Origin of the sequence: Actinomycetospora corticicola (assembly GCF_013409505.1) — a bacterium.
In the GTDB taxonomy this organism is placed as follows: domain Bacteria; phylum Actinomycetota; class Actinomycetes; order Mycobacteriales; family Pseudonocardiaceae; genus Actinomycetospora; species Actinomycetospora corticicola.
This window is the reverse complement of the sequence record NZ_JACCBN010000001.1, coordinates 1800370-1825451: the sequence shown is the minus strand read 5'-3', so window position 1 is coordinate 1825451 and position 25082 is coordinate 1800370. Positions and strand designations below refer to the sequence as shown.

The window sequence follows — 25082 nt, the reverse complement described above, 5'->3', positions numbered from 1 at the left end:
CGACGATCCGGTGGGAAGGAACCCCGATGACCCAGGAGACGGTGCCGGTGCGCACCGACGATGCGGACCCCGCTCTCGCGGGCCGCGTCCGCACGGCGCTGGGCGCCCCGGACGCCGGGCCGTTGACCGTGCTCGAGGGCGGTCGGTCGGGGCTCACCTACGTCCTGCGCGACGGCGGGTCGGGGCACGTGGTGAAGGCCGTGCCCCCCGGGCGGCCGGCGAGGGGCCGCCACGACGTCCTCCGCCAGTCGCGCGTGCTCTCGGCGCTCGCCGGGCGCGGGCTGCCGATCCCCGCCGTGACGGCCCGGGACGAGGAGGCCCCGGCCTGGTTCGCGATGGAGCTGGCCGCGGGGGAGGCGGTCGAGCCCGTGCTCGACGTCGACACCGACCTCTCCCCGCGCGTGGCCCGCGAGCGCATGACCCGGGCCGCCGGCGTCCTCGGCGCCCTGCACGCCGTGCCGCTGGACGCCCTCGCCCAGGGGGTCCGGACGGCGGGTGGGGAGCTGCCCGACCCCGCGACGCCGCACGACGAGCTCCTCCGCTGGGAGGAGACGATGCACGCGGTCCCGGTCGAGCTCCGGCCCGGCTCCGGGGACCTGCTCGCGGCCCTGCACGCGGACGTCCCGGAGGCCGTGGCGCCCGTGCTGGTGCACGGGGACTTCCGGCTCGGGAACCTGCTCTGTGACGGCCTGGAGCCGACCGCCCTCGTCGACTGGGAGATCTGGGGGATCGGGGATCCCCGCGTCGACCTCGGCTGGTTCGGGGTCTTCACCGACGGCACGCTCTTCCCCGGCGTCGGCCGGGTGGTCCCGGGGCTGCCGTCCGAGGACGAGCTGGGCGAGCTCTACCGCGCGGCCGGCGGGACGCAGCCGCAGACGCCGTGGTTCCGCGCGCTCGCCCGCATGAAGATGGCCGCGATCATGGGGCACAACCTGCGGCGCCACCGCGAGGGCCGCCACCACGACCCGGTGCAGGAGCAGCTGCCACCGACGATCGCCGCCCTCATCGACTCCGGTCGGGACCTGCTCGCGGGGGGCGCGCCGTGAGCGTCGCCGCCCCCGCCGAGCTGTTCGACCTCACCGGCCGCACCGCCGTCGTCACCGGGGCCTCCTCGGGGCTCGGGGCCCGGTTCGCCGCGGTGCTCGCCGCCGCCGGGGCCACGGTGTGGACCGCCGCCCGGCGCGAGGAGCGCCTGCGCGAACTCGCCGCCGACCAGCCGCTGTTCCGCCCCGTCGCGGCCGATCTGTCGACCGACGACGGGCGGCGGGTCCTGATCGAGACCGTCCGGGCCGGCTCGGGCACGATCGACCTGCTGGTCAACAACGCGGGCGTGGACAGCGGCGCGGCGCCCGCCGACGAGACCTCCGAGCGCTTCGCCGAGGTCCTCGGCACCAACCTCGTGGGCCCGTTCCACCTCGCCCGGATGGCCGCCGAGGCCGCCGGGACGGACGGACTGGCGGTGGTCAACGTCAGCTCGATCCTCGGGCTGGTGTCGGCCGCGCCGATGGGCGGGGCGAGCTACGCCGCGTCCAAGGCCGGGCTGCTCGGGCTGACCCGCGAGCTCGCCGGCCACTGGGGCCGCCGGGGGGTCCGGGTCAACGCCCTGGCCCCCGGCTGGTTCCGCACCGAGATGAACGACGAGCTGTTCGCCGACGAGCGCTCCGTGCGCTGGATCGGCCGCAACACGATGCTCGGCCGCGCCGGGGAACCCGCGGAGCTCGACACCGCGCTGCTCTTCCTGTGCTCGCCGGCCAGCACTTACCTCACCGGACAGATCCTCACCGTCGACGGAGGGTGGACGGCACGATGACCACCGTCAGCGAGACCGAGCTCGACCAGTTCACCGAGCGGGCCCGGGAGTGGCTCGCGGACACCGTCCCGCCCCGCGGCGACGACGACCGGCACTCGGTCGCGGTGTTCCACGACCTGCCCTTCGACGAGGAGCGCGCGCTCATCGACCGCATCCGCGGCTGGCTGCGCACGCGCTTCGACGCCGGGTACGGCGCGCTCTCCTGGCCCACCGAGCACCACGGCGCCGGCCTCTCCGGCCTGCACGAGGAGGCGTTCGCCGAGGTCGAGCGCGAGTTCTCGACGCCGGGTCAGCACGAGCTGACCTCGGTCTCCACGGCCCTGGTCGCCCCCACCGTGCAGCTGTTCGGCACCCCGGCGCAGACCGAGGAGCTGGTCCGCCCGCTCCTGCGCGGCGACGTCACCGCCTGCCAGCTGTTCTCCGAGCCCGCAGCGGGCTCCGACCTCGCCGGGCTCGCCACGAAGGCCGTCCGCGACGGCGACGGCTGGGTGGTCACCGGGCAGAAGGTGTGGAGCTCGGGGGCCCAGTTCGCGGACTGGGGCGAGCTCATCTGCCGCACCGACCCCGACGTCCCGAAGCACAAGGGCCTGACCGCCTTCCTGCTGAAGATGGACACCCCCGGAGTCGACGTGCGGCCGCTGCGCCAGATGTCGGGCGGCACGTCGTTCTGCGAGGTGTTCCTCGACGAGGTCCGCATCCCCGACGCGTGGCGCCTGGGCGAGGTCGGCGGCGGCTGGGGCGTCACGCTCGCGACGCTCGGCTTCGAGCGCGGCCACTCCGGCGCGAACGCCGACCTCGGGGGCGGGTTCGACCAGCTCCTCTCCGACGCCCGTCGCCTCGGACGGACCGGCGACCCCGAGGTCCGCCGGCTGCTCGCGGCCGTGTACGCGGCGGAGAAGGTCGCCGCGGTGTCCGCGCAGCGCGACCGGGAGGCCCGCCTGGCCGGCGAGGAGAACGGCGCGATCGGGTCGCTGCGCAAGCTGGCCTGGACCGAGCGCCTGTCGCTGGTGTCGCAGGCCGCCGCGGCCGTCCTCGGGTCGCGGCTGATCGCCGACGCCGGGGACGGCAGCTACCGCTGGACCGAGCACGTGCTGGGCGCCCCGGGCTACCGGATCGCCGGCGGGTCGGACGAGGTCCAGCGCACGATCATCGCGGAGCGCCTGCTGGGGCTGCCGCCGGAACCCCGCGCCGACCGCGGGGTGGCCTGGAAGGACATCCCCCGATGACGGACACCGTGAGGACCTCCGTGACCGACGCCGTCGCGGCGGCCCGCCCCGACCCGCAGCCGATGGCCGGGCGCACCGCCCTGGTCACCGGCGGCTCCCGGGGCCTGGGCCGGGAGATCGCGATCGCGCTCGCCGCCGCGGGTGCCGACGTCGCGGTGGCGTCGCGCAAGAAGGACGCCTGCGTCGCGCTCGCCACCGAGCTCGCCGCCGCGACCGGGCGCCGCGTCACCGCGCACGCCGCGCACATGGGCCAGTGGGACCAGGTGGACACGCTGCTCGACGAGGTCGAGCAGGAGCTCGGCCCGGTCGACGTCCTGGTGAACAACGCCGGCATCGCGCCGACCTACCCCTCGCTGGAGAAGGTCTCCGAGGAGCTGTTCGACAAGGTCTTCGCCGTGAACGTGAAGGGCCCGTTCCGGCTCACCGCGCTCGCCGGGGCCCGGATGGCCCAGCGGGGCGGCGGCGTCGTCCTCAACATCTCCTCGATGGGGTCGGGCCGCCCGACCGCGGGCGACCTGCCCTACACCGCGGCGAAGTCGGCGCTCAACACGCTGACCGCGGGGTTCGCCCAGGAGTACGGGCCGACGGTCCGGGTCAACACGATCCTCGCCGGCCCCTTCGCCACCGACATCAGCCGGTCGTGGGACCCGGCCGTCGTGGCACGGATGGCGCAGGACTGGCCGTCGGAGCGCGTGGGGGAGCCCGCCGAGATCGTCGGGGCGGCCCTGTACCTGTGCGGGCCCGGCGCGAGCTACACCACCGGCGCGCTGCTGGCCGTCGACGGCGGACGGCTGGCCGCGCCGTGACCGCGCCGGACCCGACGACGAGGTTCGTCGACCCCTCGCTGCTCACCGACACCGCCGAGGGCCCCGCGCTGCTCGGCAGCCGGTGCTCCGACTGCGGTGCCCACACCTTCCCCCGCCAGGGCGGCTGCCCCCGCTGCACCGGCGCGGACATGGAGGACGTCCCGCTCTCGCGGACCGGCACGCTCTGGTCCTTCACCACGCAGGGCTTCCGCCCCAAGCCGCCCTACACCGGCACCGAGGCCCACGAGCCTTACGCCGTCGGCTACGTGGAGCTCCCCGGGCAGCTGCTCGTGGAGTCCCGCCTGACCGAGGCCGACCCGGACCGCCTGGAGATCGGCATGCCGGTCGAGCTGGCCCTGGTGCCCTTCCGGGACGACGCCGACGGCCCGGTCCACACCTTCGCGTTCGTGAGGAGTACACCGTGAGCGGGGTCGCGATCGTCGGGATCGGGATGCACCGGTTCGGCCGCACCGAGGGCGTCTCCGGCCGCGCCCAGGCCGTCCACGCCGCGCGACGGGCCCTCGACGACGCCGGCCTGCGGTTCTCCGACATGCAGTTCGGCTTCGGGGGCTCGCACTCCGCCGGGGACGCCGACACCCTCGTCTCCGAGCTCGGGCTGACCGGGCTGCCGTTCATCAACGTCGCGAACGGCTGCGCGACCGGCGGGTCCGCCCTCATCGCCGCGGACGCCGCGATCCGCTCCGGGACGCACGACCTCGGCATCGTCATCGGCTTCGACAAGCACCCGCGCGGCGCCTTCGACACCGACCCCGCCGACCACGGGATCGGGTCCTGGTACGGCGAGACCGGGATGATGGTGACGACACAGTTCTTCGGGATGAAGATCCAGCGCTACCTGCACGACCACGGCATCAAGCCCGACGTGCTCGCCGAGGTGTCCGCCAAGGCCTTCCGCAACGGCGCCCGCAACCCGATGGCGTGGCGTCGGAAGGAGATGGCCGCCGCGGAGATCGCCGCGGCGCCGATGATCTCCCACCCCCTGACGCAGTACATGTACTGCTCGCCGGCCGAGGGCGCCGTGGCGCTGGTGCTCTGCCGTGCCGAGGATGCCCACCACTACACCGACCGGCCCGTGTACCTGGCCGCCGCGACCTTCCGCAGCCGCCGCTACGGGTCGTTCGAGGTCTTCTCGCCGTGGCTCGCCCTCGACCGGGCCGACCCGCCGACCGTCGAGGCCTCCGCCGCGGCGTTCGCGGCGGCGGGGATCGCACCGTCGGCGGTGGACGTCGCCCAGATCCAGGACACCGAGTCCGGCGCCGAGCTGATGCACATGGCCGAGACCGGCCTGTGCGCCCACGGCGAGCAGGAGGAACTGATCCTCTCCGGCGCCACCGCGATCGAGGGCCGCCTGCCGATCAACACCGACGGCGGCTGCCTGGCCAACGGCGAGCCGATCGGCGCCTCGGGCCTGCGCCAGGTCCACGAGAACGTGCTCCAGCTGCGCGGCGACGCCGGCGAGCACCAGGTCCCGGGGAACCCGCAGGTCGGGTTCACCCACGTCTACGGCGCGCCGGGCATCTCCGCCTGCACCGTGCTGACCCGCGAGGAGCCGTCATGAGTTGGGGATTCGAGTCCGAGCCCGAGGTGGCCGCGGAGCTCGAGTGGGTCGAGGAGTTCGTCCGCGACGAGATCGAGCCCGTCGACCTCGTCGTCGAGCACGCCTGGAACCCGCGCGACCCGGTGCGCAACGCGCTGATCAAGCCGCTGCAGGAGAAGGTCAAGGAACGTCGGCTCTGGGCCTGCCACCTCGGCCCGGAACTCGGCGGCGAGGGCTACGGCCAGCTGCGCCTCGCCCTGCTCAACGAGAAGCTCGGCCGCACGCACTCCGGCCCGGTCGTGTTCGGGTGCCAGGCGCCGGACTCCGGCAACGCCGAGATCCTCGCCCACTACGGCACCGACCACCTCAAGAAGGCCTATCTCGAGCCGCTCATCGCGGGCGACATCGTCTCCAGCTTCTCGATGACCGAGCCGCACGGCGGGTCCGACCCGACCGGCTTCCGCACCACCGCCGTCCTCGACGGCGACGAGTGGGTCATCAACGGCGAGAAGTGGTTCTCCAGCCACGCCCTGTTCGCGGAGTTCCTCATCGTCATGGCGGTGACCGAGCCCGACGCCGAGCCGCACCGCTCGATGTCCATGTTCGTCGTCCCGGCGGACACCCCCGGGATCGAGCGGGTGCGCGACACCTCGGTCTGGGGCCACGAGGAGCCGGTCGGCACCCACCAGTACCTGCGCTACACCGACGTCCGGATCCCGGCCGAGAACATCCTCGGCGAGCGCGGGGAGGGCTTCGCCGTCGCCCAGACCCGCCTCGGCGGGGGCCGCATCCACCACGCGATGCGCACGGTCGGACTTGTCACCGCCGCCTTCGAGATGATGAAGCGCCGGGCGGTGTCGCGGACCAGCAAGGGACGCCGGCTCGCCGACCAGCAGCTGGTCCAGGCGATGATCGCCGACACCTGGATCGAGCTCACCCAGTTCCGTCTGCTCGTGCTGCAGACCGCGTGGCGCATCGACCGCTACCAGGACTACCGCAAGGTCCGCGCCGACATCGCGGCGGTCAAGGCGGCGATGCCGAAGGTGCTCGCCGACGCCGCCGGACGGGCCATCCAGATCCACGGATCGCTGGGCATCTCGAAGGAGCTGCCGTTCGGGAAGTGGGTCCTGGAGTCGTACCACATGGGGCTCGCCGACGGCGCCACCGAGGTCCACAAGGTCAACCTCGCCCAGGCCCTGCTGCGCAGCACCCAGCCCGACGACGGCCTCTTCCCGCCCTACATCCTGCCCACCCGCCGCGCCGAGTCCCGGGAGCGCTACGCCGAGGTCCTGGCGGCGGCGGCCGACGACGGGGAGACCCCGTGAGCCTGCGCATCACGCCCGACGCCGACGCCGAGGACCTGCGCGCCGTCGTCCGCGACCTCCTGGAGCGCCGGGGCGAGCCGTCCCGCGATGCCGAGCCGACGTGGGACCCCGACCTCTGGCGGCGCTTCGCCGGCGAGCTCGGGGTCGCCGCCCTCGACGTCCCGGAGGACCTCGGGGGTGCCGGCGCGAGCTTCCGCGAGGTCGCCGTGGTCGCGGAGGAACTCGGCCGCCGACCGGTCCGGCTGCCCTGGTTCTCCACCGCCGTGCTCGCGGTCGGGGCCCTGCTGGAACTCTCGGGCACCGACGAGCTGCGCCGCGAGCTGCTGGCGTCCCTCGCGAGCGGCGAGCGGACCGGGACCTTCGCGTTCCGCGAGGACCACGGCGAGTGGGACCCCGACCACCTCGGTACCCGGGCGGAGGGCGACGACGACGCCGGGTGGCGCCTCTCCGGGACGAAACTGCAGGTCGTCGACGGGGCGACGGCGGACCTCCTGTTCGTGGTCGCGGCGGTCGAGGGCGAGCCGGCGGTGTTCGTGGTGGACGGCACGGCCGAAGGGCTGGTCCGCTCGCCGCTGCGGGCCCTGGACCTGAGTCGGCAGCTCGCCGACGTCCTGCTCGACCGCGTCCCGGCGCGCCGTCTCGGGCACCCGGGTGACGCCCGCGAGGCCGTCGCGCGGGTCCTGCGCCGCGGTCGGGCCGCGCTCGCCTGCGAGCAGACCGGCGGGGCGGCGGCCGCGATGGAGCTGTCCGTCGCCTACGCCGCGGACCGGGTCCAGTTCGGCCGCCCGATCGCGACGTTCCAGGCGATCAAGCACCGCTGCGCCGACATGGCGGTCCGGGTCGAGGCCGCCCGCTCCGCGTCCTGGTGGGCGGCCGCCGCCCTGGCCGAGGTCTCGTCGGAGACCCCGGCGGCGGTGGCCACGGCCGCGCTGGTCTGCAGCGAGGCCTACGCCTGGGTCGCGGCCGAGACCGTGCAGGTCCACGGGGGGATCGGCTTCACCTGGGAGCACGTGGCCCACCTGCACGTCCGGCGGGCGACCGCCGACGGTGTGCTGCTGGGCGCCGCACACGGCGAGGCCCTCCTCGAGGCCGTCGACGTCGCACGCGCATGAACCCGGTTCAGGCGCTGACTAGGCTGGACGCGACCCGTCTGCCGAAAGGGCCGCCCATGAGCATCGCAGCACTCACCGAGGTCGACGACGGCCCGCGGTCCAAGCGACCCGCCATCCTCGCCGCCGCCGTCGAGTGTTTCGGGGAGACCGGCTACGAGGGCACCAAGTGGTCGGCGGTCGCCGGCCGGGTGGGGATCGGCCAGACCGCGCTCTACCACTACTTCGAGTCCAAGGCCCACTGCCTGCTCACCGTCATGCGCCTGGGCCTGCGCAACTCCGACGTCGCCTTCCACGCGGCCACGGCCGACGCGCCCACCGCGCTCGCCGCCCTGCGGGCCGCGGTCGGGGCGGCCTACGCCCTCTCGCCGCAGGAGGTGCAGCAGAACCGGATCCTCGTCGCGAACATCGGCCTGCTCGCCGCCGCCCGCTCCTCCGAGCGGGAGGAGACCGAACGGCTCGCCTCCCGGGAACTCGTGGCCCGCGTGGAGCGGAACTGGGTCGAGCTGCTCGAGCGGGGCATCCGCGCCGGGGAGTTCCCCGACCGCGACCCCGTGATCATGGCGCGCAGCCTGCTGGGGCTGCTCACCGGCGTCTGGCGCTGGTACCGCCCGGACGGGGCGCTCGACCTGGACGACATCGCGACCTACATGGCGGGCTGTGCTGCGCGCATGGTCGCCGCCGACGAACCGTGAGGAGTCGAGGAGGACTGAACATGATCATCGAGGACTACTACGGGCGCCTCGACGGGGCGGACCCGCTGAGCGGGCTCGACCTCGTCGCGCCCGACGTCGAGTTCCTGATCGCGATCCCCGGGCAGGACGTGCGGGGCTCCGGCCGCGCCGACCTGGAGGCCTACGTGGCCGGACGTCCCGCGGTGGGTCGCCGCCACCACGTGCACCGCCGGGCCGTCGACGGCGACCTCGAGATGGTGCACGGCATCGTCACCGAGGCCGACGGCCGTGGGACCGGTTCCTTCACGGCGACGGCACTCGTCACCGACGGGCTGGTCTCGCGCTACCAGGCGTTCTTCCGACCCGACTTCGGCATGTTCGCCCTGCCCGAGGGGAGCTGAGATGGACGCCGACGAGGTCCTCACCACGACGCGGGCGGTCCGCCGCCGGCTCGACCCCTCCCGCCCCGTCCCGCTCGAGCTGATCCGGGACTGCATCGACGTGGCGCTGCAGGCCCCGGCGGGCTCCAACCTGCCCCGGACCCGTTTCGTCGTCGTCCGGGACCCCGTGCTGCGCAAGGGCCTCGCCGACCTCTACACCGAGGTCTACGAGGGCACCTACCGCGAGTCCGAGGGCTACATCGGGAAGGTGGCCACCGACGACGCCAGCGGTGCCCGCACGCAGGAACGCTCCGCACGGTCCGCCGACGCCCTGGCGAGCGCCCTGCACGAGGTCGACACCATCGTCATCACCTGCCTGGAGGGCGCCCGCCTCGACGGCGCGTCGGCCATGGCGAACGCCTCGCTGCTGGGCGGTGTCCTCCCGGCGACGTGGAGCTTCATGCTCGCCGCCCGGGCCCGCGGTCTGGGCACCTGCTGGACGACGATGCACATGGCCCGCGAGCGCGACGCCGCCGAGCTGCTGGGCATCCCCTTCGACCGGGTGCAGCAGGTGTGCCTGACCCCGGTGGCCTTCACGACGGGGGAGAAGTTCGGCCGCGCCCGCCGACCGGCCGTCGACGACGTCCTGCACCTGGACGGCTGGGACGCGAGCCTGCCGTCCGTCCCCGACGTGCGGGGTCTCGCCGCACGGTGACCCTTGCCCCGGGCGGCACCCGGTGCCTACTCTCGAACAACCTAAACTGAACTCAACTCAGGAGTTGTGGTGATCGACGCCGATCCGGCCGCCCCCGCGGCCCCCTTCCTGCGCCGTTGGTTCGCCAGTCTCGACGGCGATTCCCCCGACGACATCCTCGACATGATCGCGCCGGACTTCCGGTTCTCGATCGTCTTCGGCACCGGGGGCGGGGAGGCGCGGGACTTCGCGGGCGGACGCGCGGCGATGGAGGGCTACCTCGCCCAGCGCGAGAAGAGCGTGCTGACGCACCACGTCCTGAGTGCCTCCACCGTGGCCTCGGACGAGCTGGTGTTCGGCCAGGCCCGCCGCGGGGACGCCTTCGAGTCCACGTTCGTGGCGGCCGCCCGGCTCGACGCCGACGGCCGCGTCACCGACCTGATGATCGGGCGCTCGCCCGAGCTCGACGTCGCAGCCCACTGACACCCGTCGTCGAGAAGGAGGCAATCGTGTTCAACCTCGTCCTGCTGGCCGCCCGTCCGCCCGAGTGGACCCACGAGCAGTTCATCGACTGGTGGCGCGGCGAGCACGCGGAGATGACCTACCCGCTGCCCGGCCTGCGGGCCTGGCGGCACACCGCCGTGTCCAGCGCCCTCGAACCGCGCTCCGAGGGCTGGGACGGGGTGTCGATCCTGAGCTTCGACGACGAGGCCTCGGCCCGCGCCGCCCTCGAGAGCGAGGAGTGGGCCGCAGCCGTGCGGCACGTCGGGTCGATGAAGGGCCGGCGCATCGCCCTGCTCGGTGACGAGCGCGAGATGGTCGGGGCCCGGCCGTGAGGCAGCTCCACGCCGAGCTCGAACGCCGCGCCGCCGCAGCGCCCGACGACGTCGTCGCGATCGACGCCGAGGGGGCGCACCGCCTCGACTCCGTGCTGGCGCGGGCGGTGGTGCTCGCCGCCGCTCTCGAGGCACGCACCGGACCACGGCCGACCGTGATGGTGCAAGCCGACAACTCGTGGCGGACGCTCGTCGCGGCCGTCGCCGTCGGACGCCTCGACGGGACCCTGGCGCTGCTCAGCCGGCACACCACCCGGGAGGAGTTCGTCGGCGCGTGCGAGGACGTCGATCCCGACGCCGTCGTCCTCTCGCCCGAGGTCGCCGCGGCGATCGCACCCGGTCCGCGAGACGCGGAGGTCCTCGACGGATGGGACCTGACGGCCCGTCCCGCGCGCGGGGGCGACCGCTGGGGCGGCGGGGTCGTGATCGGCCTGACGTCGGGCTCGACGGGGCGCGCCAAGGGGGTCGTCCAGTCCGAGGACGCCCTGCGCTACGCCGGGCGGGCCACGATCGACGCGGTCGGGCTCCACCCGGGCGACACCGTCGCCGCGCTCGTCCCGCTCTCCTCGGCCGCGGCGATCTGCTTCGGGCTGTACCTGCCCCTGCTGCTCGGGGGTCGGGTCCTCCTGCTCGACCGCTGGGACCCCGCGGTGGCGGTCGACCTGATGGCCGAGCACGACGCGCGCTGGACGATGTGCGTGCCGACCATGGCGCTGCAGATGGGCACCGCCGCGCGCCGGGGCGGCGAGCTCCACGCCATGACGGCCATGACCGTCGGCGGCGGGCCGATGGACGCCGGGGCCCTCGGGCGGGCCGAGGAACACCTGGGCACCCGGATCCTGCGCGTGTTCGGGATGTCGGAGTGCCTCGGGCACACCACGTCCCTCCCGGGCGACGATCCCGTGACGAGGCTCGGGACCGACGGCACGCCGTTCCCCGGGACCGAGCTGCGCGCGGTCGACGAGGACGGGGTGCCGCTGCCGGCCGGGTCGACCGGTCGGGCGCAGGTCCGGGGGCCGTCGCTCTTCGTCGGCTACGCGCGGGCCGGGGAGGTGGTCCCGCCCGCGCTCACCGGGGACGGGTTCCTGCCGACCGGCGACCTCGTCGCGGTCGCGGCGGACGGCACCGTGTCGATCCGCGGGCGCGAGAAGGACATCATCATCCGCGGCGGCCGCAACATCGACGTGACCGAGGTGGAGACCGCGGTGGCGCGCCACCCCCACGTCGACCAGGTCTGCGTGGTCCCGGTGCCCGACGAGGTCCTCGGCGAGCGGGTCGCCGTCCTGCTGGTCACCGCCCGGGACGACCTCGACCTCCCGGAGGTCCAGCGTCACCTGGGCGAGCTCGGGCTCACGAAGGGCAAGTGGCCGGAGTACGTGTTCCGCGTCGAGGACCTGCCGATGAACCGCGTCGGCAAGCTCTCGCGGGTCGACGCGGCGCGGCTGGCCGACCAGCTGCGCGCGGTCCGGGCCTGACGGACGTGGGACGGTTCACGGGCCGGGTGGCGGTCGTGACGGGTGCGGCCTCCGGGCTGGGCCTGGCCGCCGCCCGCCGACTCGCGGACGAGGGGGCGGCGGTCCAGCTCCTGGACCGCGACGCCGACGCGGTGCGGGAGGCCACGGCGGGACTGCCGGGGTCCACCGCCCACGAGGTCGACGTCACCGACGCCCGTGCCGTCGCCGCGACCTTCGACCACGTCGTCGCGACGCACGGGAGCATCGACGCCCTGGTGAACAACGCCGGGGTGGTCGGCGAGCAGGTGCCCGTCCACCTGACGTCGGACGCGGCGTGGACGTCGGTCATGCGGGTCAACGCCGACGGCGCGTTCTACGTGCTCCGGGCCGCCCTCGGGGCGATGGTCGCGGCCGGACGCGGTGCGGTGGTGAACATGTCCTCCTCCTCGGGGCTGTCGGGCAAGCCTCACCTGGCGCCCTACGGCTTCTCCAAGGCCGGCGTCGTCGGACTGACCCGGACGGCGGCCGTCGAGTACGCCGCCCACGGCATCCGCGTCAACGCCGTCGCCCCGAGTGCCGTCCGCACGCCCCTGGTGGAGGCCCACATCCGGGCGGCGCCGGACCCGGCGGCGATGGAGGAGCAGATGGAGTCCCAGTCGCCCCTGCCGGGCATGGGGACGCCCGAGGACGTCGCCGCGGTGGTCGCCTTCCTGCTCTCCGACGACGCCGCCCGCATCACCGGGCTCACCGTGCCCGTCGACGGCGGCTACCACGCGACCTGAGGAGGGCGCCGCCCGGCTGCCCTGTCCCGAGGGCACCTTCTCCCTGATCCTCCGGATCGACGCGCCCGGCGACGCCGCGCGCGACGGCACCTGGCTCCCGGCGCCGGTCACGCCACGCTGACGGATTCGTCCAAGCCGCACCCACCCGGCGTCGGGAAGGCTCTCCTCCCATGACGAGCCCCGTACGCCGGATCATCGCGGACGTCGCGATGACCGACCCCACCGCCGACCGCGCCTTCTGGACCGACCTGCTCGGCCTGGACACCCCCATGGACCAGGGCTGGGTGGTGAACCACAGCGCCACGGGGGTCGCGCAGATCCCGCAGGTCCAGCTGCTCACCCACGACACGAGCGCGCCGGTCGACCCGGTGCTCTCCGTCGCGGTGGAGCCCGCGGAGCACGAGCCGCTGTACCGCCGGATGATCGACGCCGGGCTGGAGATCGTCCACCCGCTGACCACCGAGCCGTGGGGCGTGCGGCGGTTCTTCGTCCGGACCCCCGGGGGTGTCGTGGTGAACATCCTCGAGCACCACGACGCGTGATTGCATGGCAGCCGTGCGGACACTGATCACGGGCGCGTCGAGCGGACTGGGCGAGGGCATGGCACGGGAGTTCGCCGTCCGGGGTCACGAGCTCGCGCTCGTCGCCCGACGGACGGAACGCCTGGAGTCGCTCGCGGCGGAGCTGTCGGCGCGTCCGGGGTCGGCGCAGGTGGTCACGGCGGCGCTCGACGTCACCGACGACGCGGCCGTCGCCCGGGTGTTCCCGGAGGTCGCCGGGAAGCTGGGCGGGCTGGACCGGGTGATCGTCAACGCGGGGATCGGCGACGGCCGGAAGGTGGGCTCGGGGCAGCCCCAGGCGAACCTGCGCACCGCACGTACCAACTTCGTCGCCGCCATCGCCCAGGCCGAGGCCGCGATGGAGCTGTTCCGGTCGCAGGGCTCCGGGCACCTCGTCCTCATCACCTCGGTCGCGGCCGACCGTGGCCTGCGCGGGGCGCAGACGGTGTACGCCGCGGCGAAGGCCGGGTTGTCGACGTTCGCCGAGGGCCTGCGCGCCGACGTGCACGGCACCGGGATCGTCGTCACGGAGATCGCACCCGGCTACATCCGCACCGACCTCAACGAGGGGATGTCGATGCCGTTCGGCGTCGACGCGCCCACCGGGGTCCGGGCGATGGTGGAGGCGATCGAACGCCGTCCCGCCCACGCCTACGCGCCGCGCTGGCCGTGGTCGCTCCTCGGGCCGGCTCTGCGCGTCATGCCGATGCCCCTGGTGCGGGCGCTGACCTAGGAGCTACTCCACGAGCGCCTGGGTCCCGAGGACGACGGCGAGCTCCAGCCGCTCGGCGTCCGGAGTCCCCGGGTCGGCCGTGTAGACCATGATCCGCACGTCGTCGGTGGCCACGACGAGGGTGTCGCAGTCGAGCGCGATCGGTCCGACCGCCGGGTGCTCGATCGTCTTGCGCTTCGAGGACTCCGCCATCGGGTCCGGCAGGTCGGCGTCCCACAGCTCGACGAAGCGCGGGCTGTGCGCCGCGAGCTGGTCGACCAGGTGGCGCAGCGACCGGTCCGCGGGATAGCGGCTCGCGCTCAACCGCAGCGTGGCGACCGTCGTCTCCTCGAAGACGACGGCGCTGTCGGCCGTGTAGGCGACCCGCCCGCCGGGGCCGACGAAGTGGCGCCACAGGACGTTGCGCTCGAGCCCCTGCCAGCTCGTCGTGTCGCCCATCAGCGCGTCGTAGGGCGCGTTGGCGACGAGCAGGGTCAGCGACGCGTCGAACACCGCGACCGGGGTGTGCCCGAGCCGGTCGAGCAGCCGTTGCACGCTGCGGGTGATGCGCGAGGGCACCACGTCGCGGCCGGGCACGGCGTGCCCGGCCAGCGTGAACAGCAGGTCGCGCTCGGCGTCGGACACCCGCAGCGCCCGTGCGAGCGCCTCCACCACCTGCGCCGACGGCGACGACGCCCGGCCCTGCTCGAGGCGGGTCAGGTAGTCCGCCGAGATCCCGGCGACACCGGCGAGCTCCTCGCGACGCAGGCCCGCCGCCCGGCGGCGCTGACCCGCGGGCAGCCCCACCGCCGCGGGCTCGAGCCGGTCGCGCCAGCGGCGCACGGTGCGTCCGAACTCCGAGGTCATGGGTTCAGTCTGGGCCGGACGGCCGTTCCTGTCGTGGTCCTCGCAGTCCCACCCCCGATTCGGGGTGGACGGCGGCGCCTACGCTGGACGGGTGCTCAAGGAGAAGCTCCGCAGCGACCTGACGACCGCCATGAAGGCTCGCGACGAGGTGCGGGTCGCGACGTTGCGGATGGCGCTGACCGCCGTGACCAACGCCGAGACCGCGGGCACCGAGCACCACGACCTCTCCGACGACGAGGTCATGACCGTCCTCGTGCGCGAGACGAAGAAGCGCCGGGAGTCCGCCGAGGCGTTCGACGGCGCCGGGCGGGTCGAGCTCGCCGACCGGGAGCGCGCCGAGGAGCAGGTGCTCGTCGAGTACCTGCCCCAGCCGCTCACCGACGAGGAGCTGAGCTCGATCGTCGCCGCCGCCATCGCCGAGACCGGGGCGGAGGGGCCGAGGCAGATGGGCCAGGTGATGAAGGTCGTGCAGCCGCAGGTCGGCTCGCGCGCCGACGGCAAGCGGGTCTCCTCCGAGGTGAAGCGCCAGCTCTCGTCCTGACGGCGGGTCGGCTCAGCCGACCGCCTGCACGAACAGCACGACGGCGAGGACGAGCCCGGCGATCGCGATCCCGACCCGCAGCACCCCCGGGGGCAGGCGGCGGGCGATCGCCGGGCCGGCGTAGTTGCCGACGAAGAGGCCCAGCATCAGGGGCAGGGCGGCGGTCCACACCACGGTGCCGAACACGATGAACCCGATCGCGGCGACCGCGTTCGACGCCCCCAGCAGGACGTTCTTGACGGCGTTGACCCGGACGAGGGTGTCCGCCAGCAGGTGCGTGAGCAGGGCGAGCATGAGCACCCCCGCCGCGGCGCCGAAGTAGCCCGAGTAGACGCCGATGAGGATCGCGCCGACGACCGTCGCCGGTCCGGGGCGACCGTCGGCCCGTCCCGCACCGGCCGCGGCCGCCCGCGGCGGGCGGAGCAGGACGAGCGAGGCGAACGCGACCAGGAAGGGCACGATCAGCGCGAACGTCTCCGACGGGGTGACCAGCACCAGCGCCCCGCCGATCACCCCGCCGACCACCGTCAGCGGGATCAGCCGCAGCACCCGCGCCCGCTGTCCGCGCAGCTCCGGGCGCGACGAGGCGATCGAGGCGGTGCTGGAGACGGCGAGGGCGATCGTGTTGGTCTGGTTCGCGACGACGGGCGGCAGGCCCGCCGCCAGGAGCGCGGGGTAGGAGAACAACGACGCGAGCCCGGCCATCGACCCCGACAACCCGGCCGCCACCCCCGCGAGCACGAGGAGCAGCGTCGTCAGCACGGCTGTGATCAGATCACGGGCATGACGGGACGCGACGCGGTGCGGGCGGTCGAGGTGACCGGGACCATCCGGCTCGGCCAGTTCCTCAAGCTCGCGGGTCTGGTGGAGCACGGGGCCGACGCGAAGGACGTCGTGGCGTCCGGCGAGGTGACGGTGAACGGGCGGGCCGAGACGCGGCGCGGACGGCAGCTCGCGGGCGGCGACGTCGTGGCGTTCGGGGGAGACCGGGCCCGCGTGGTGACGCCCGAGTAGCGCGATCTTTTGCGTATGCAACGAAACCCGGAGGCGCCGTCCCGGCGAACCGGGTGGAACGACGACGACCCCCGGGTTCCGCCGAGATGAGCCCTGCCGAGAGGTCGTAGGCAGGGCCGACACCAGCTTAGAGCCCTCTCGGCCGGAGGAGTGACCAGGTCGGTCACCGACCACCGGAACGGCCGAATCCCGACCCGGGTGTCACCGTGCGCGAGGGCCACGGGAGACAGGTCCGCGGTCGGCGCGGCCTGCCTGGCGCGCATCTCGCGGCGCCGATCGCCGCGCCCGCCCCACGGGTCACAGGACGGCGGCATCCGTTGGTCCGTTCGCGCCGTGAGATGTCACGAGATCGTCATCGAGCGGACCGAGAGTCACCGGAGACGGGTCGGAAATCTGCCGTAGGGTGATGGGCCTGTCCAGAACGGGACGCTCGTCCCGCAGCGCGCGGAGAGTGGGTGCGGAGCGTGACCGACGAGCCCGTGGGTGAGGGGCGACGCGGCCGGCTCCGCCGACGCCAGCAGCTCGGCCGCACCGGGGCCCGGTTCCCGCGTCTGGTCGAGCCGCCCACCGAGGACGCCGGGTCCGTGCTCGAGGCCGCACCCGACGAGCCGATCCTGCCCGACCCGCCGTCGGGCGACCCGGCGATCGGACGCACCGGCGCCCGCTTCGGCTCCCGCGGGCGGCAGCTGCGCCGGGCGAGGGAACAGCAGGCGGCCGAGGACGCGGCCGTGCCGGTCCAGGCGGCGCCGCTGCGCGAGAAGCGCTACGACCCGATCGCCCCGTGCCCGGACGAGGCGCCGACCGCTCCGTTGCACCTCGCGGAGTTGAAGAACCGCGCCGAGGGGTACGAGTCGCGCGTGTCCGTGCGCCCGTACGTCCGCACCCGTGGCCGGACCCGGGCGCGCCCGGACCTGATGGTCGAGACCCTCATCTCGCTGCCCCGTCCGCGTCGCCCGCTGGAGGACCCGGAGCACGTCGTGATCGGGGAGCTCTGCGACGCGGCCCCCCGCTCGGTCGCGGAGGTGGCCGCCCTCATGCGGGTGCCGCTCGGGGTCGCACGGGTGCTCATCGGCGACATGGCCGACGACGGGTCGCTGCGGATCCACCCGACGGCGGCGAGCGGCCCGCAACGCGGACCCGATCGCGAGGTCATGGCGCGCGTCCTGCGCGGGCTGCACGGGCTGTAGAAATCCGGGCGAATCCGCCCGTGCCCGACGTCGAGGTCTGGCGCAGGATGGACCCATGACGGCGGTGGCGGACAAGCGGTTGACCGGATACGCCCACGGCGGCGGGTGCGCCTGCAAGATCCCGCCGGGCGAGCTGGAGTCGTTCGTCCGCACGCTGTCCCCGTCGCCGACGGCGGAGCGGGTCGGGGAGCTGGTCGTCGGGCTGGAGGACGGCGACGACGCGGCCGCCGTGACGATCCGGGACGGCCTCGCCCTGATCGCCACCACCGACTTCTTCACCCCCGTCGTCGACGAGCCGTACGACTGGGGCCGGATCGCCGCCGCGAACGCGCTCTCCGACGTCTACGCCATGGGCGGTCGTCCCGTCGTCGCGCTCAACCTCCTGTGCTGGCCGCGCGACGTCCTGCCCTACGAGATGGCCGCCGAGGTCCTGCGTGGCGGGCTCGTCGTCGCCGACGAGGCGGGCTGCCACGTCGCCGGGGGGCACTCGGTGGACGACCCGGAGCCGAAGTACGGCATGGCCGTCACCGGCACCGCCGACCCGGCGAAGCTCATCCGCAACGACGCCGGGCGGGCCGGGCTGCCGCTCACGCTCACCAAGCCGCTGGGCCTCGGCGTCCTGAACAACCGGCACAAGGCCACGGGCGAGGTGCACGCCGGCGCGATCGAGACGATGACGACGCTCAACGCCGCCGCCTCCCGCGCCGCTGTGGAGGCGGGCATCGTCGCCGGCACGGACGTCACCGGCTTCGGCCTGCTCGGTCACGCCTTCAAACTCGCCCGCGCCTCCGGCGTCACCGCCGTGATCGACGCTGCGGCGGTGCCGTACCTCGACGGGGCCCGCGAGGCGATCCGCGCCGGTCACGTGCCGGGCGGCTCGCGGCGCAACCTCGACTGGGTGGCGCCGGAGTCCGACCTCGACGGCGTGGGCGAGGAGGACCGGATCCTGCTCGCCGACGCCCAGACCTCGGGCGGACTGCTCCTCGTCGGCGAGATCCCCGGCCACCCGGTGATCGGGGAGCTCGTTCCCGACGACGGGGTGCGCCTGCGGGTCCGCTGACGGCTACGTCAGGGCGGCCTGGGCCCACAGGTCCTGCGCGGCCTCGCGCACGTCGTCGACCGGCACGTCGTGCGTCGCCGACGCGTGGTGCCCGCACCAGCCCTCGAGCACCCGGCGCCCGCACACCGCGCAGCCGCCGTGCCACGACACGAGCACGCGGTGCCACACCCGCGTCAGCGGGGCCACGTCGGCGAGGTTGGCGTAGGTGAACACCGCGACGGTCGGGGTGCCGACCGCGCCGGCGACGTGCCGCGGCCCGGAGTCGTTGCCGATCATCAGCCGGGCGCGGGCGAGCAGGCCCACCAGCCCGGGCAGGGTGAGCCCGCCGACGACGGTCTCCGGCTCGTGCCCGGCCACCGCGGCGAACCCGCGGGCCACCGCCGCCACCCGGTCGCCCTCGGACCCCCCGCCGACCACCACCACGCGCGCGCCCTCGAGGGACGCCGCCACCGCCCCGAGCCGGTCCTCCGGGTAGCACCGGCGCGCGTCCGTGGCCCCGGGATGCACGACGACGAGCGGCCGGTCGGACTCGGCGACGACGTCGCGCGACGCGGCGAGGTCGGCCTCGGTGACGGCGAGCCGCGGCTCGATCCGCGGGGTGAGCGCCCCGACGGTCGCCGCGAGTTCGTTCCAGCGCAGCGTGTCGTGCTGGTAGGGCGTGTAGGGCACCCAGCGGTCGAGGTGCGGCGCGCCCGGGGCGGCCGTCCCCGCCGTCACGCGGGCCCCCAGGCGGGCCACGAGCGGGTTCGAGTTCCCGCCGCCCCCGTGCATCTGGATCGCGAGGTCGTAGCCGTACGCGCGCTGCTCGGCGGCCCAGGCCTCGACGACGTCGGCGGGCGCGTCCGGGCCCGGGCCGACGCGGACCCCGGGGACCGGCGGCACGAACACCACGCGGTCGACGGGGGAGGGGCGCCCGGCGAGCAGCGCCTCGTGGTGCGGCTGGCCGAGCAGCGTGATCTCCGCGTCCGGGTACGCCGCCCGCACCGCGGAGAGGGCGGGCTCGGACACGACGAGGTCGCCCAGGCCGTTGGCCCGCAGGATCGCGAGCCGGCGCACGTCGGGCACCAGCGGGGCGGGGTCGGCGGGCACGCCGAGGGCCGGAGCGGTCCCGACGACAGGGGTGGTCACCACGGCAGTCACACCGCCCGTGGTGCCCGACCCGCGCCCGGTCCACCGGTCGGGACGGCCGGTGGCACCCCGGGCGCGCCGAACGGGTGTGGCCCCACCACATCGGGGGCGCGGGGCGTGGTGTGGACCTCACCTGTCGCGGGGGGCGCGGGCCACCTACCGTCGGCGCCGTGAGCACCCCTTCAGAAGACCGCGCCGCCATCGTCACCGGGTCGACCAGCGGCATCGGCCGCGCCGTCGTCGACCGCCTCGTCTCCGACGGCTGGCAGGTCCTCGGCGTCGACCTCGAGGCCGTCGACGACCTGAAGGGTGCGGAGACCCTCGGCGCGGACCTGACCACCCGCGAGGGCAACCGGGCCGCGGTCGACACCGCCCTCGAGGCGTTCGGCCGGATCGACCTCGTGGTGCCCAACGCGGGCTTCCAGCACGTCTCCCCGGTCGCCGACTTCCCCGAGGACCGCTGGGACGCCCTGCTGCAGATCCTGCTGACCAGCCCGTTCCTGCTCGCCAAGTACGCGTGGCCCGCGCTCGTCGAGGCCCCGCGCGGCGGCCGCTTCATCCCCATCGCCTCGGCGCACGCCCTCGCCGCGAGCCCGTTCAAGGCGGGGTACGTCTCGGCCAAGCACGGCGTGCTCGGGCTGGTGAAGACGCTCGCGCTCGAGGGGGCGGCGCAGGGCGTCACCGCGGCCGCGGTCTGCCCGGCCTACGTGCGCACGCCGCTGGTGGAGAAGCAGATCGCCGACCAGGCGAAGGCGCACGGCATCAGCGAGGACCGGGTGATCGAGGAGGTCATCCTCACCCCGCACGCGGTGAAGCGGCTCATCGAGCCCAGCGAGGTCGCCGACGTCGTCGCGTTCCTGACCACGCCCGCCGGGTCCACGTTCACCGGTGTGCCGGTCACCATGGACATGGGGTGGACCGCACGCTGACACACTGTCCGGCGTGACCATCCGGGAGATCGCGTCCGAGCGCTGGCTGACGGTCCCGAACCTCCTCTCGGCGGTCCGCCTGGCCGGGGTGCCGGTGTTCCTGTGGCTGCTCCTCGGCCCGCAGGCCGACGGGTGGGCGTTGATCGTGCTGGTGATCTCCGGGGTCACCGACTGGCTCGACGGCAAGCTCGCCCGGTGGCTCGACCAGTACTCCAAGCTGGGGGAGGCCCTCGACCCGCTGGCCGACCGGCTCTACACCCTCGCGGCGCTCGTCGCCTTCGTGGTGCGCGACATCGTGCCGTGGTGGGTGGTCGTGCTGATCGTGGGCCGGGACGTCGTGGTGTCCGCCGCCCTGCCGTTGCTGCGCCGCAAGGGCTACCTGGCCTTCCCGGTGCTCTACGTCGGCAAGGCGGCGACGCTGTGCCTGCTCTACGCCTTCCCGCTGCTGCTGCTCGCCCAGATGGACTGGCCGGGCGCCGACGTCGCGCGGCCCTTCGCGTACGCCTTCACCGCCTGGGGCATCGCCCTGCACTTGTGGTCGGGGGCGCTCTACGTCGTCCAGCTGATCCGGACACCCGCACGCTAGGCTCCCGGCCCGTTCACCCGATCAACGCAGCAGAAGGAGTCGTCGTGGTCCCCGAGGGTCTGCAGTACACGGCGGAACACGAGTGGATCGCCTCGGCCGGCGACGACGACGTCGTGCGGGTCGGCATCACCGACTTCGCCCAGGAGCAGCTCGGCGACGTGGTGTTCGTCCAGCTCCCGACCGTCGGCGACACGGTCGCCTCCGGCGACTCCATCGCCGAGGTCGAGTCGACGAAGTCGGTGTCGGAGATCTACGCCCCGCTGGCGGGCGAGATCACCGCGGTCAACTCCGACCTCGGCGACACCCCGGAGCAGGTCAACTCCGACCCCTACGGTTCCGGGTGGATGTTCGAGCTGCGCCTCTCCGACGCCGGCGAGCGCTCCGACCTCCTCGACGCCGAGGCCTACCAGGCCGTCGTCGACGGAGCGTGAATTCCACCCGACGGTGCGTGACCGACACGGTCACCGCGCGTTGACATCAGTGGGAAAGAGCGAAGCGGGACCGACCCACGGCGTGATGGTGACGCACGGTACCGTGACCACGGCCTCCTCCCCACGACCCCGACCGGGCGCCGTGGGGGTGGCCCGGCCGGGTGACGCACCCGCGTGGGGGTTCCCCCGGGAACCCGCACGAGCCCGGCACGAGCAGCGGCACGCGAGCATCGACGGAGGAGCACGGTGAGCACAGGCGGTCCGGTCCCCCCCGAGCGTCAGGGCGAGACGACGTCGGTCTTCCGGGCCGATTTCCTCGCCGAGACCGGCGAGGAGTCCCGGGGCGGCGTCTCCGGGGTCGACTCCCTGCCCGCCGGCTCGGCCCTGCTGGTCGTCAAGCGCGGTCCCAACGCCGGGTCGCGCTTCCTGCTCGACCGCGACACCACCAGCGCCGGTCGGCACCCCGACAGCGACATCTTCCTCGACGACGTCACCGTCTCCCGGCGTCACGCGGAGTTCCGCCGCGACGGCGCGGAGTTCGTGGTGGTCGACGTGGGCAGCCTCAACGGCACCTACGTCAACCGCGAGCCGGTGGACACCGCGGTGCTCGCCAACGGCGACGAGGTGCAGATCGGCAAGTTCCGTCTGGTCTTCCTCACCGGGCCGCGTGACGCCGGCTCGGCCGGACAGGGCGCCGAGTACTCGTGACCGCGGCAGGGTTGCCCCAGGGCGACTCGCGGGGCGCGCTGTCCATCGGCGCGGTCCTCGACGCCCTGCGCGGGGACTTCCCCGAGATCACGATCTCGAAGATCCGGTTCCTCGAGTCCGAGGGTCTGATCTCGCCGGCCCGCACCCCGAGCGGCTACCGCCAGTTCTCCCACGCGGACATCCGGCGGCTGCGGTTCGTGCTCTCCGCGCAGCGGGACCACTACCTCCCGCTGAAGGTCATCCGGGCGAAGCTCGAGGAGTTCGACGCCGCGCCCACGGCCGACGGCCCGCTGCTCACCGCGCCGCCCGACGTCGCCGGCCCGGCCGACGCGCCGGCGCCGCGGACCGGGGGCGGTGGCCCCGGTGGCCCCGGTGGAGGCGGTCCCGACGGCGGGTCCCGGTTCGGCGCGGTCCCGCGCCCGCGGTCGCTGAGCGCCGTCGGGTCGACGGCGGCGGTCCTGCCCTCCGACGACGACCCGGACCGGGCGCTCGGTGCGGCCGGATCAGGCGCGGCCGAGGGCGTCGACCGCGAGACCGTGCTCGCCGAGGACGGCGTCGACGAGGCGCTGCTGACCTCGCTGGAGCACCACGGGATCCTGCGGCCCGACGTGTCGGGCCGCTACGAGCCGGAGGCCCCGGTGATCGCGCGGACGGCGGCCGCGCTCTCCGCGCTCGGCGTCGAACCACGGCTCCTGCGCGGGCTGCGTGCGGGCGCCGACCGTGAGGTGGGCCTGCTGACGCAGCTCGTCACCCCCGTCGCCCGCAGCCGGGCCCCCGAGGCCACCAAGCGCGCCGCGGACCTCTCGGGTGAGCTCGCCGCGCTCTCCGGGCGGCTGCACGCCCTGCTCGTGGGCTCCGGCCTGCGCCACGGTCTGCGCCGCTAGAGAACCGACCCAGGACCGGGCCGTCCGCCACGATCGATCGTGACGGACGGCCCGGTCGTCCGTCCGGGGCCGGTCGCCGGGACCGCTCCCGACGCGTGCCGGTCGGGTCCCCGGCGGGCGTTCGCCACCGCCCCGGGGAGCCCCGGAGCGTGTAGCGTTCCCCTGCGTCGACTCCGGTCGTACTCCGCTGGTCGGACGGCCGGGTCGGCACTCCAGATCACGGTGTGCTCGCGCGCACCAGGGCCGAACAGGAGGCGAGACGCATGAGTGAGATGCGTGTCGTGGGCGTACGGGTCGAACTGCCTGCGAACCAGCCGATCCTCCTCCTGCGGGAGTCCGACGGGGACCGCTACCTGCCGATCTGGATCGGCTCGGTCGAGGCCACCGCCATCGCCCTCGAGCAGCAGGGCGTCAAGCCGGCGCGGCCGCTGACGCACGACCTGCTGAAGGACGTCCTCGGCGCGCTCGACCGGCGCCTCGAGCAGGTGCGGATCACCGACCTGCAGGAGGGCACCTTCTACGCGGAGCTCGTCTTCGACGGCGACGTGCGGGTGTCGGCGCGGCCGAGCGACTCGGTCGCGCTCGCCCTGCGGGTGGGCGTGCCCATCCACGCCGAGGAGGGCGTGCTCTCCGAGGCCGGGCTCGTCATCCCCGACGAGCAGGAGGACGAGGTCGAGAAGTTCCGCGAGTTCCTCGACACCGTGTCGCCGGAGGACTTCGCCGGCACGTGATCGAACGGGTGGTCGAACGGCGCGTCGGCCCCGACGCGCCGCTCGTCTCACCGTGAAGTTCAGGTAGAGACTTGACCGCGCGTCGCGTTGACCCCCGTGGACACCCCTCGTACGGTCTCTGACCAGGGCCGGACAGCCGGTCGCCGGGGTCGAGGAGGCAAGTGTGGCGGGAGCCGATGAGCGGCCCGAGCAGGGTGCCTCGTTGCAGCCGCTGGGCCCGGCGGGGGAGCAGGGTTCGCTGTTCCCCGAGGAGCTCTTCGGTGAGGGCCCGAACGACGACGTCCTCGGCTACCGCGGCCCCGCCGCGTGCCAGATCGTCGGGATCACCTACCGGCAGCTGGACTACTGGGCGCGCACCAAGCTCGTCGTCCCGAGCATCCGCACGGCCACCGGGTCGGGCTCGCAGCGGCTGTACTCCTTCAAGGACCTCGCGGTGCTCAAGGTGGTCAAGAACCTCCTCGACACCGGGGTGTCGCTGAACAACATCCGCACCGCGGTCGAGCAGCTGCGCCGCCACGGCGTGCGGGACCTCGCGCGGATCACGCTCTTCTCCGACGGCGTCACCGTCTACGAGTGCACTTCGCCGGAGGAGGTCGTCGACCTGCTCCAGGGCGGTCAGGGCGTCTTCGGGATCGCGGTCGGCGGCGCGATGCGCGAGCTGTCCGGCTCGATCGCGCACTTCCCGGCCGAGCGCGCCGGGGCCGGCGCGGCCGTCGTCGAGCACGCGCCGGAGGACGAGCTCGCGTCCCGGCGCAACCGCGGCGCCCGGTCGGCGGGGTAGACCTCACGCCCCCGGCGGGCTGACAGGACGCACCCCGTGACGGTAACGTCACGCCCGTTGGTCGCTCACCCCACGCGGGAGAGTCCTGCAGTCAGAAGCCTCTGGACGCAGGCGCCGAAGGAGCAACTCCTCCCCGGAATCTCTCAGGCATCCCGTACCGCGTGGGTCAGACCACCTCTGGAAAGCGGTGGACCCCGTCAGCGATGACGGAGTCCGCCCGCCGATGGTGCAAGCCGGCCCGACGCGCAGGCGTCGGGGTCGAGGTCCGGTGAAGCTCTCAGGCGCCCGCGCAGGATCCGAAGCGGGCAG

31 protein-coding genes and 1 riboswitch are annotated in these 25082 nt (G+C 74.3%); of the genes, 28 read left to right on the top strand and 3 right to left on the bottom strand.

Annotated features, from left to right (window positions below; genetic code table 11):
- Positions 1–26: 26 nt before the first annotated feature.
- The 17 genes from BJ983_RS08720 to BJ983_RS08640 all read left to right on the top strand — a co-directional run bounded on the left by BJ983_RS08720 (position 27) and on the right by BJ983_RS08640 (position 13947).
- Positions 27–1046, top strand: coding sequence for a phosphotransferase family protein (locus BJ983_RS08720; RefSeq protein ID WP_179793451.1), 1020 nt, complete (start codon positions 27–29; stop codon positions 1044–1046).
- Positions 1043–1810: an SDR family oxidoreductase gene (locus BJ983_RS08715; protein ID WP_179793450.1), complete on the top strand. Its 768-nt coding sequence runs from the start codon at positions 1043–1045 to the stop codon at positions 1808–1810. The genes BJ983_RS08720 and BJ983_RS08715 overlap by 4 nt, the downstream gene beginning before the upstream one ends.
- A complete protein-coding gene (locus BJ983_RS08710) occupies positions 1807–3036 on the top strand; it encodes an acyl-CoA dehydrogenase family protein (RefSeq protein WP_179793449.1) in 1230 nt (409 codons plus the stop codon). The genes BJ983_RS08715 and BJ983_RS08710 overlap by 4 nt, the downstream gene beginning before the upstream one ends.
- On the top strand, positions 3033–3842 hold the full coding sequence (locus tag BJ983_RS08705; RefSeq protein WP_179793448.1) for an SDR family NAD(P)-dependent oxidoreductase: 810 nt from the start codon (positions 3033–3035) through the stop codon (positions 3840–3842). The genes BJ983_RS08710 and BJ983_RS08705 overlap by 4 nt, the downstream gene beginning before the upstream one ends.
- Positions 3839–4267, top strand: a complete 429-nt coding sequence (locus BJ983_RS08700; protein WP_179793447.1) for an OB-fold domain-containing protein — start codon at positions 3839–3841, stop codon at positions 4265–4267. The genes BJ983_RS08705 and BJ983_RS08700 overlap by 4 nt, the downstream gene beginning before the upstream one ends.
- The gene (locus BJ983_RS08695; protein WP_343053912.1) at positions 4264–5421 is read left to right on the top strand and encodes a thiolase family protein; all 1158 of its coding nucleotides are present in this window, start codon (positions 4264–4266) and stop codon (positions 5419–5421) included. Before BJ983_RS08700 ends, BJ983_RS08695 begins: the two co-directional genes overlap by 4 nt.
- The gene (locus tag BJ983_RS08690) at positions 5418–6725 is read left to right on the top strand and encodes an acyl-CoA dehydrogenase family protein (RefSeq protein ID WP_179793446.1); all 1308 of its coding nucleotides are present in this window, start codon (positions 5418–5420) and stop codon (positions 6723–6725) included. The genes BJ983_RS08695 and BJ983_RS08690 overlap by 4 nt, the downstream gene beginning before the upstream one ends.
- Positions 6722–7837 (top strand): acyl-CoA dehydrogenase family protein, encoded by a 1116-nt coding sequence (locus BJ983_RS08685; protein ID WP_179793445.1) that lies wholly within the window; start codon positions 6722–6724, stop codon positions 7835–7837. Before BJ983_RS08690 ends, BJ983_RS08685 begins: the two co-directional genes overlap by 4 nt.
- A gap of 56 nt (positions 7838–7893) precedes the next feature.
- Positions 7894–8529 (top strand): TetR/AcrR family transcriptional regulator, encoded by a 636-nt coding sequence (locus tag BJ983_RS08680; protein WP_179793444.1) that lies wholly within the window; start codon positions 7894–7896, stop codon positions 8527–8529.
- A gap of 20 nt (positions 8530–8549) precedes the next feature.
- A complete protein-coding gene (locus BJ983_RS08675) occupies positions 8550–8909 on the top strand; it encodes a nuclear transport factor 2 family protein (protein ID WP_179793443.1) in 360 nt (119 codons plus the stop codon).
- Between the two features lies 1 nt (position 8910).
- The gene (locus BJ983_RS08670; RefSeq protein WP_179793442.1) at positions 8911–9603 is read left to right on the top strand and encodes a nitroreductase family protein; all 693 of its coding nucleotides are present in this window, start codon (positions 8911–8913) and stop codon (positions 9601–9603) included.
- Between the two features lie 69 nt (positions 9604–9672).
- Complete coding sequence (locus BJ983_RS08665) at positions 9673–10065, top strand: nuclear transport factor 2 family protein (RefSeq protein ID WP_343053908.1); 393 nt, start codon at positions 9673–9675, stop codon at positions 10063–10065.
- A 26-nt stretch (positions 10066–10091) separates the two neighbouring features.
- On the top strand, positions 10092–10418 hold the full coding sequence (locus BJ983_RS08660; protein WP_179793441.1) for an EthD family reductase: 327 nt from the start codon (positions 10092–10094) through the stop codon (positions 10416–10418).
- Complete coding sequence (locus tag BJ983_RS08655) at positions 10415–11893, top strand: AMP-binding protein (RefSeq protein ID WP_179793440.1); 1479 nt, start codon at positions 10415–10417, stop codon at positions 11891–11893. The genes BJ983_RS08660 and BJ983_RS08655 overlap by 4 nt, the downstream gene beginning before the upstream one ends.
- A 35-nt stretch (positions 11894–11928) precedes the next feature.
- Entirely contained in the window at positions 11929–12654 is a 726-nt protein-coding gene (locus BJ983_RS08650; RefSeq protein WP_343053906.1) for an SDR family NAD(P)-dependent oxidoreductase, read from the top strand.
- Positions 12655–12824: 170 nt separating this feature from the next.
- A complete protein-coding gene (locus tag BJ983_RS08645) occupies positions 12825–13196 on the top strand; it encodes a VOC family protein (protein ID WP_179793439.1) in 372 nt (123 codons plus the stop codon).
- A gap of 4 nt (positions 13197–13200) precedes the next feature.
- Positions 13201–13947, top strand: a complete 747-nt coding sequence (locus BJ983_RS08640; RefSeq protein WP_179793438.1) for an SDR family oxidoreductase — start codon at positions 13201–13203, stop codon at positions 13945–13947.
- A gap of 3 nt (positions 13948–13950) precedes the next feature.
- Here the strand turns inward: BJ983_RS08640 and BJ983_RS08635 are convergent, their stop codons facing one another.
- Positions 13951–14793 carry a helix-turn-helix transcriptional regulator gene (locus BJ983_RS08635; protein ID WP_179793437.1) on the bottom strand — a complete coding sequence of 281 codons (843 nt, stop codon included), beginning with the start codon at positions 14791–14793 and terminating at the stop codon, positions 13951–13953.
- A gap of 91 nt (positions 14794–14884) precedes the next feature.
- On the opposite strand from BJ983_RS08635, the gene BJ983_RS08630 reads away from it, so the two are divergent.
- Positions 14885–15334, top strand: coding sequence for a GatB/YqeY domain-containing protein (locus BJ983_RS08630; RefSeq protein WP_343053905.1), 450 nt, complete (start codon positions 14885–14887; stop codon positions 15332–15334).
- A gap of 12 nt (positions 15335–15346) precedes the next feature.
- On the opposite strand, the gene BJ983_RS08625 is transcribed toward BJ983_RS08630, so the two are convergent.
- Complete coding sequence (locus tag BJ983_RS08625) at positions 15347–16096, bottom strand: TSUP family transporter (protein ID WP_179793435.1); 750 nt, start codon at positions 16094–16096, stop codon at positions 15347–15349.
- 21 nt (positions 16097–16117) lie between these two features.
- Between BJ983_RS08625 and BJ983_RS08620 the strand changes: the two genes are divergently transcribed.
- From BJ983_RS08620 to selD, 3 genes are all read left to right on the top strand, one after another.
- Positions 16118–16348, top strand: coding sequence for an RNA-binding S4 domain-containing protein (locus BJ983_RS08620; RefSeq protein WP_179793434.1), 231 nt, complete (start codon positions 16118–16120; stop codon positions 16346–16348).
- 464 nt (positions 16349–16812) lie between these two features.
- Positions 16813–17535: a DUF742 domain-containing protein gene (locus BJ983_RS32175; protein ID WP_179793433.1), complete on the top strand. Its 723-nt coding sequence runs from the start codon at positions 16813–16815 to the stop codon at positions 17533–17535.
- A 55-nt stretch (positions 17536–17590) separates the two neighbouring features.
- Complete coding sequence (selD, locus tag BJ983_RS08610) at positions 17591–18595, top strand: selenide, water dikinase SelD (RefSeq protein ID WP_179793432.1); 1005 nt, start codon at positions 17591–17593, stop codon at positions 18593–18595.
- A 3-nt stretch (positions 18596–18598) separates the two neighbouring features.
- Here selD and BJ983_RS08605 read toward each other — a convergent pair whose 3' ends face one another.
- On the bottom strand, positions 18599–19726 hold the full coding sequence (locus BJ983_RS08605; protein WP_218890169.1) for a glycosyltransferase family 9 protein: 1128 nt from the start codon (positions 19724–19726) through the stop codon (positions 18599–18601).
- Positions 19727–19893: 167 nt separating this feature from the next.
- Between BJ983_RS08605 and BJ983_RS08600 the strand changes: the two genes are divergently transcribed.
- The 7 genes from BJ983_RS08600 (at position 19894) to BJ983_RS08570 (ending at position 24773) form a co-directional block, all read left to right on the top strand.
- On the top strand, positions 19894–20652 hold the full coding sequence (locus BJ983_RS08600) for an SDR family oxidoreductase (protein WP_343053902.1): 759 nt from the start codon (positions 19894–19896) through the stop codon (positions 20650–20652).
- Between the two features lie 13 nt (positions 20653–20665).
- Positions 20666–21238 (top strand): cardiolipin synthase ClsA, encoded by a 573-nt coding sequence (clsA, locus tag BJ983_RS08595; protein ID WP_179793430.1) that lies wholly within the window; start codon positions 20666–20668, stop codon positions 21236–21238.
- Positions 21239–21282: 44 nt separating this feature from the next.
- Positions 21283–21669 carry a glycine cleavage system protein GcvH gene (gene gcvH / locus BJ983_RS08590; RefSeq protein ID WP_179793429.1) on the top strand — a complete coding sequence of 129 codons (387 nt, stop codon included), beginning with the start codon at positions 21283–21285 and terminating at the stop codon, positions 21667–21669.
- A 246-nt stretch (positions 21670–21915) separates the two neighbouring features.
- Complete coding sequence (gene garA / locus BJ983_RS08585; protein ID WP_179793428.1) at positions 21916–22377, top strand: glycogen accumulation regulator GarA; 462 nt, start codon at positions 21916–21918, stop codon at positions 22375–22377.
- Positions 22374–23261 carry a MerR family transcriptional regulator gene (locus BJ983_RS08580; protein ID WP_179793427.1) on the top strand — a complete coding sequence of 296 codons (888 nt, stop codon included), beginning with the start codon at positions 22374–22376 and terminating at the stop codon, positions 23259–23261. The genes garA and BJ983_RS08580 overlap by 4 nt, the downstream gene beginning before the upstream one ends.
- A gap of 263 nt (positions 23262–23524) precedes the next feature.
- Positions 23525–23992, top strand: coding sequence for a bifunctional nuclease family protein (locus BJ983_RS08575; RefSeq protein WP_026204493.1), 468 nt, complete (start codon positions 23525–23527; stop codon positions 23990–23992).
- Between the two features lie 163 nt (positions 23993–24155).
- On the top strand, positions 24156–24773 hold the full coding sequence (locus BJ983_RS08570) for a MerR family transcriptional regulator (RefSeq protein ID WP_179793426.1): 618 nt from the start codon (positions 24156–24158) through the stop codon (positions 24771–24773).
- Between the two features lie 65 nt (positions 24774–24838).
- Positions 24839–24943: riboswitch (glycine riboswitch) on the top strand.
- Positions 24944–25082: the final 139 nt, after the last annotated feature.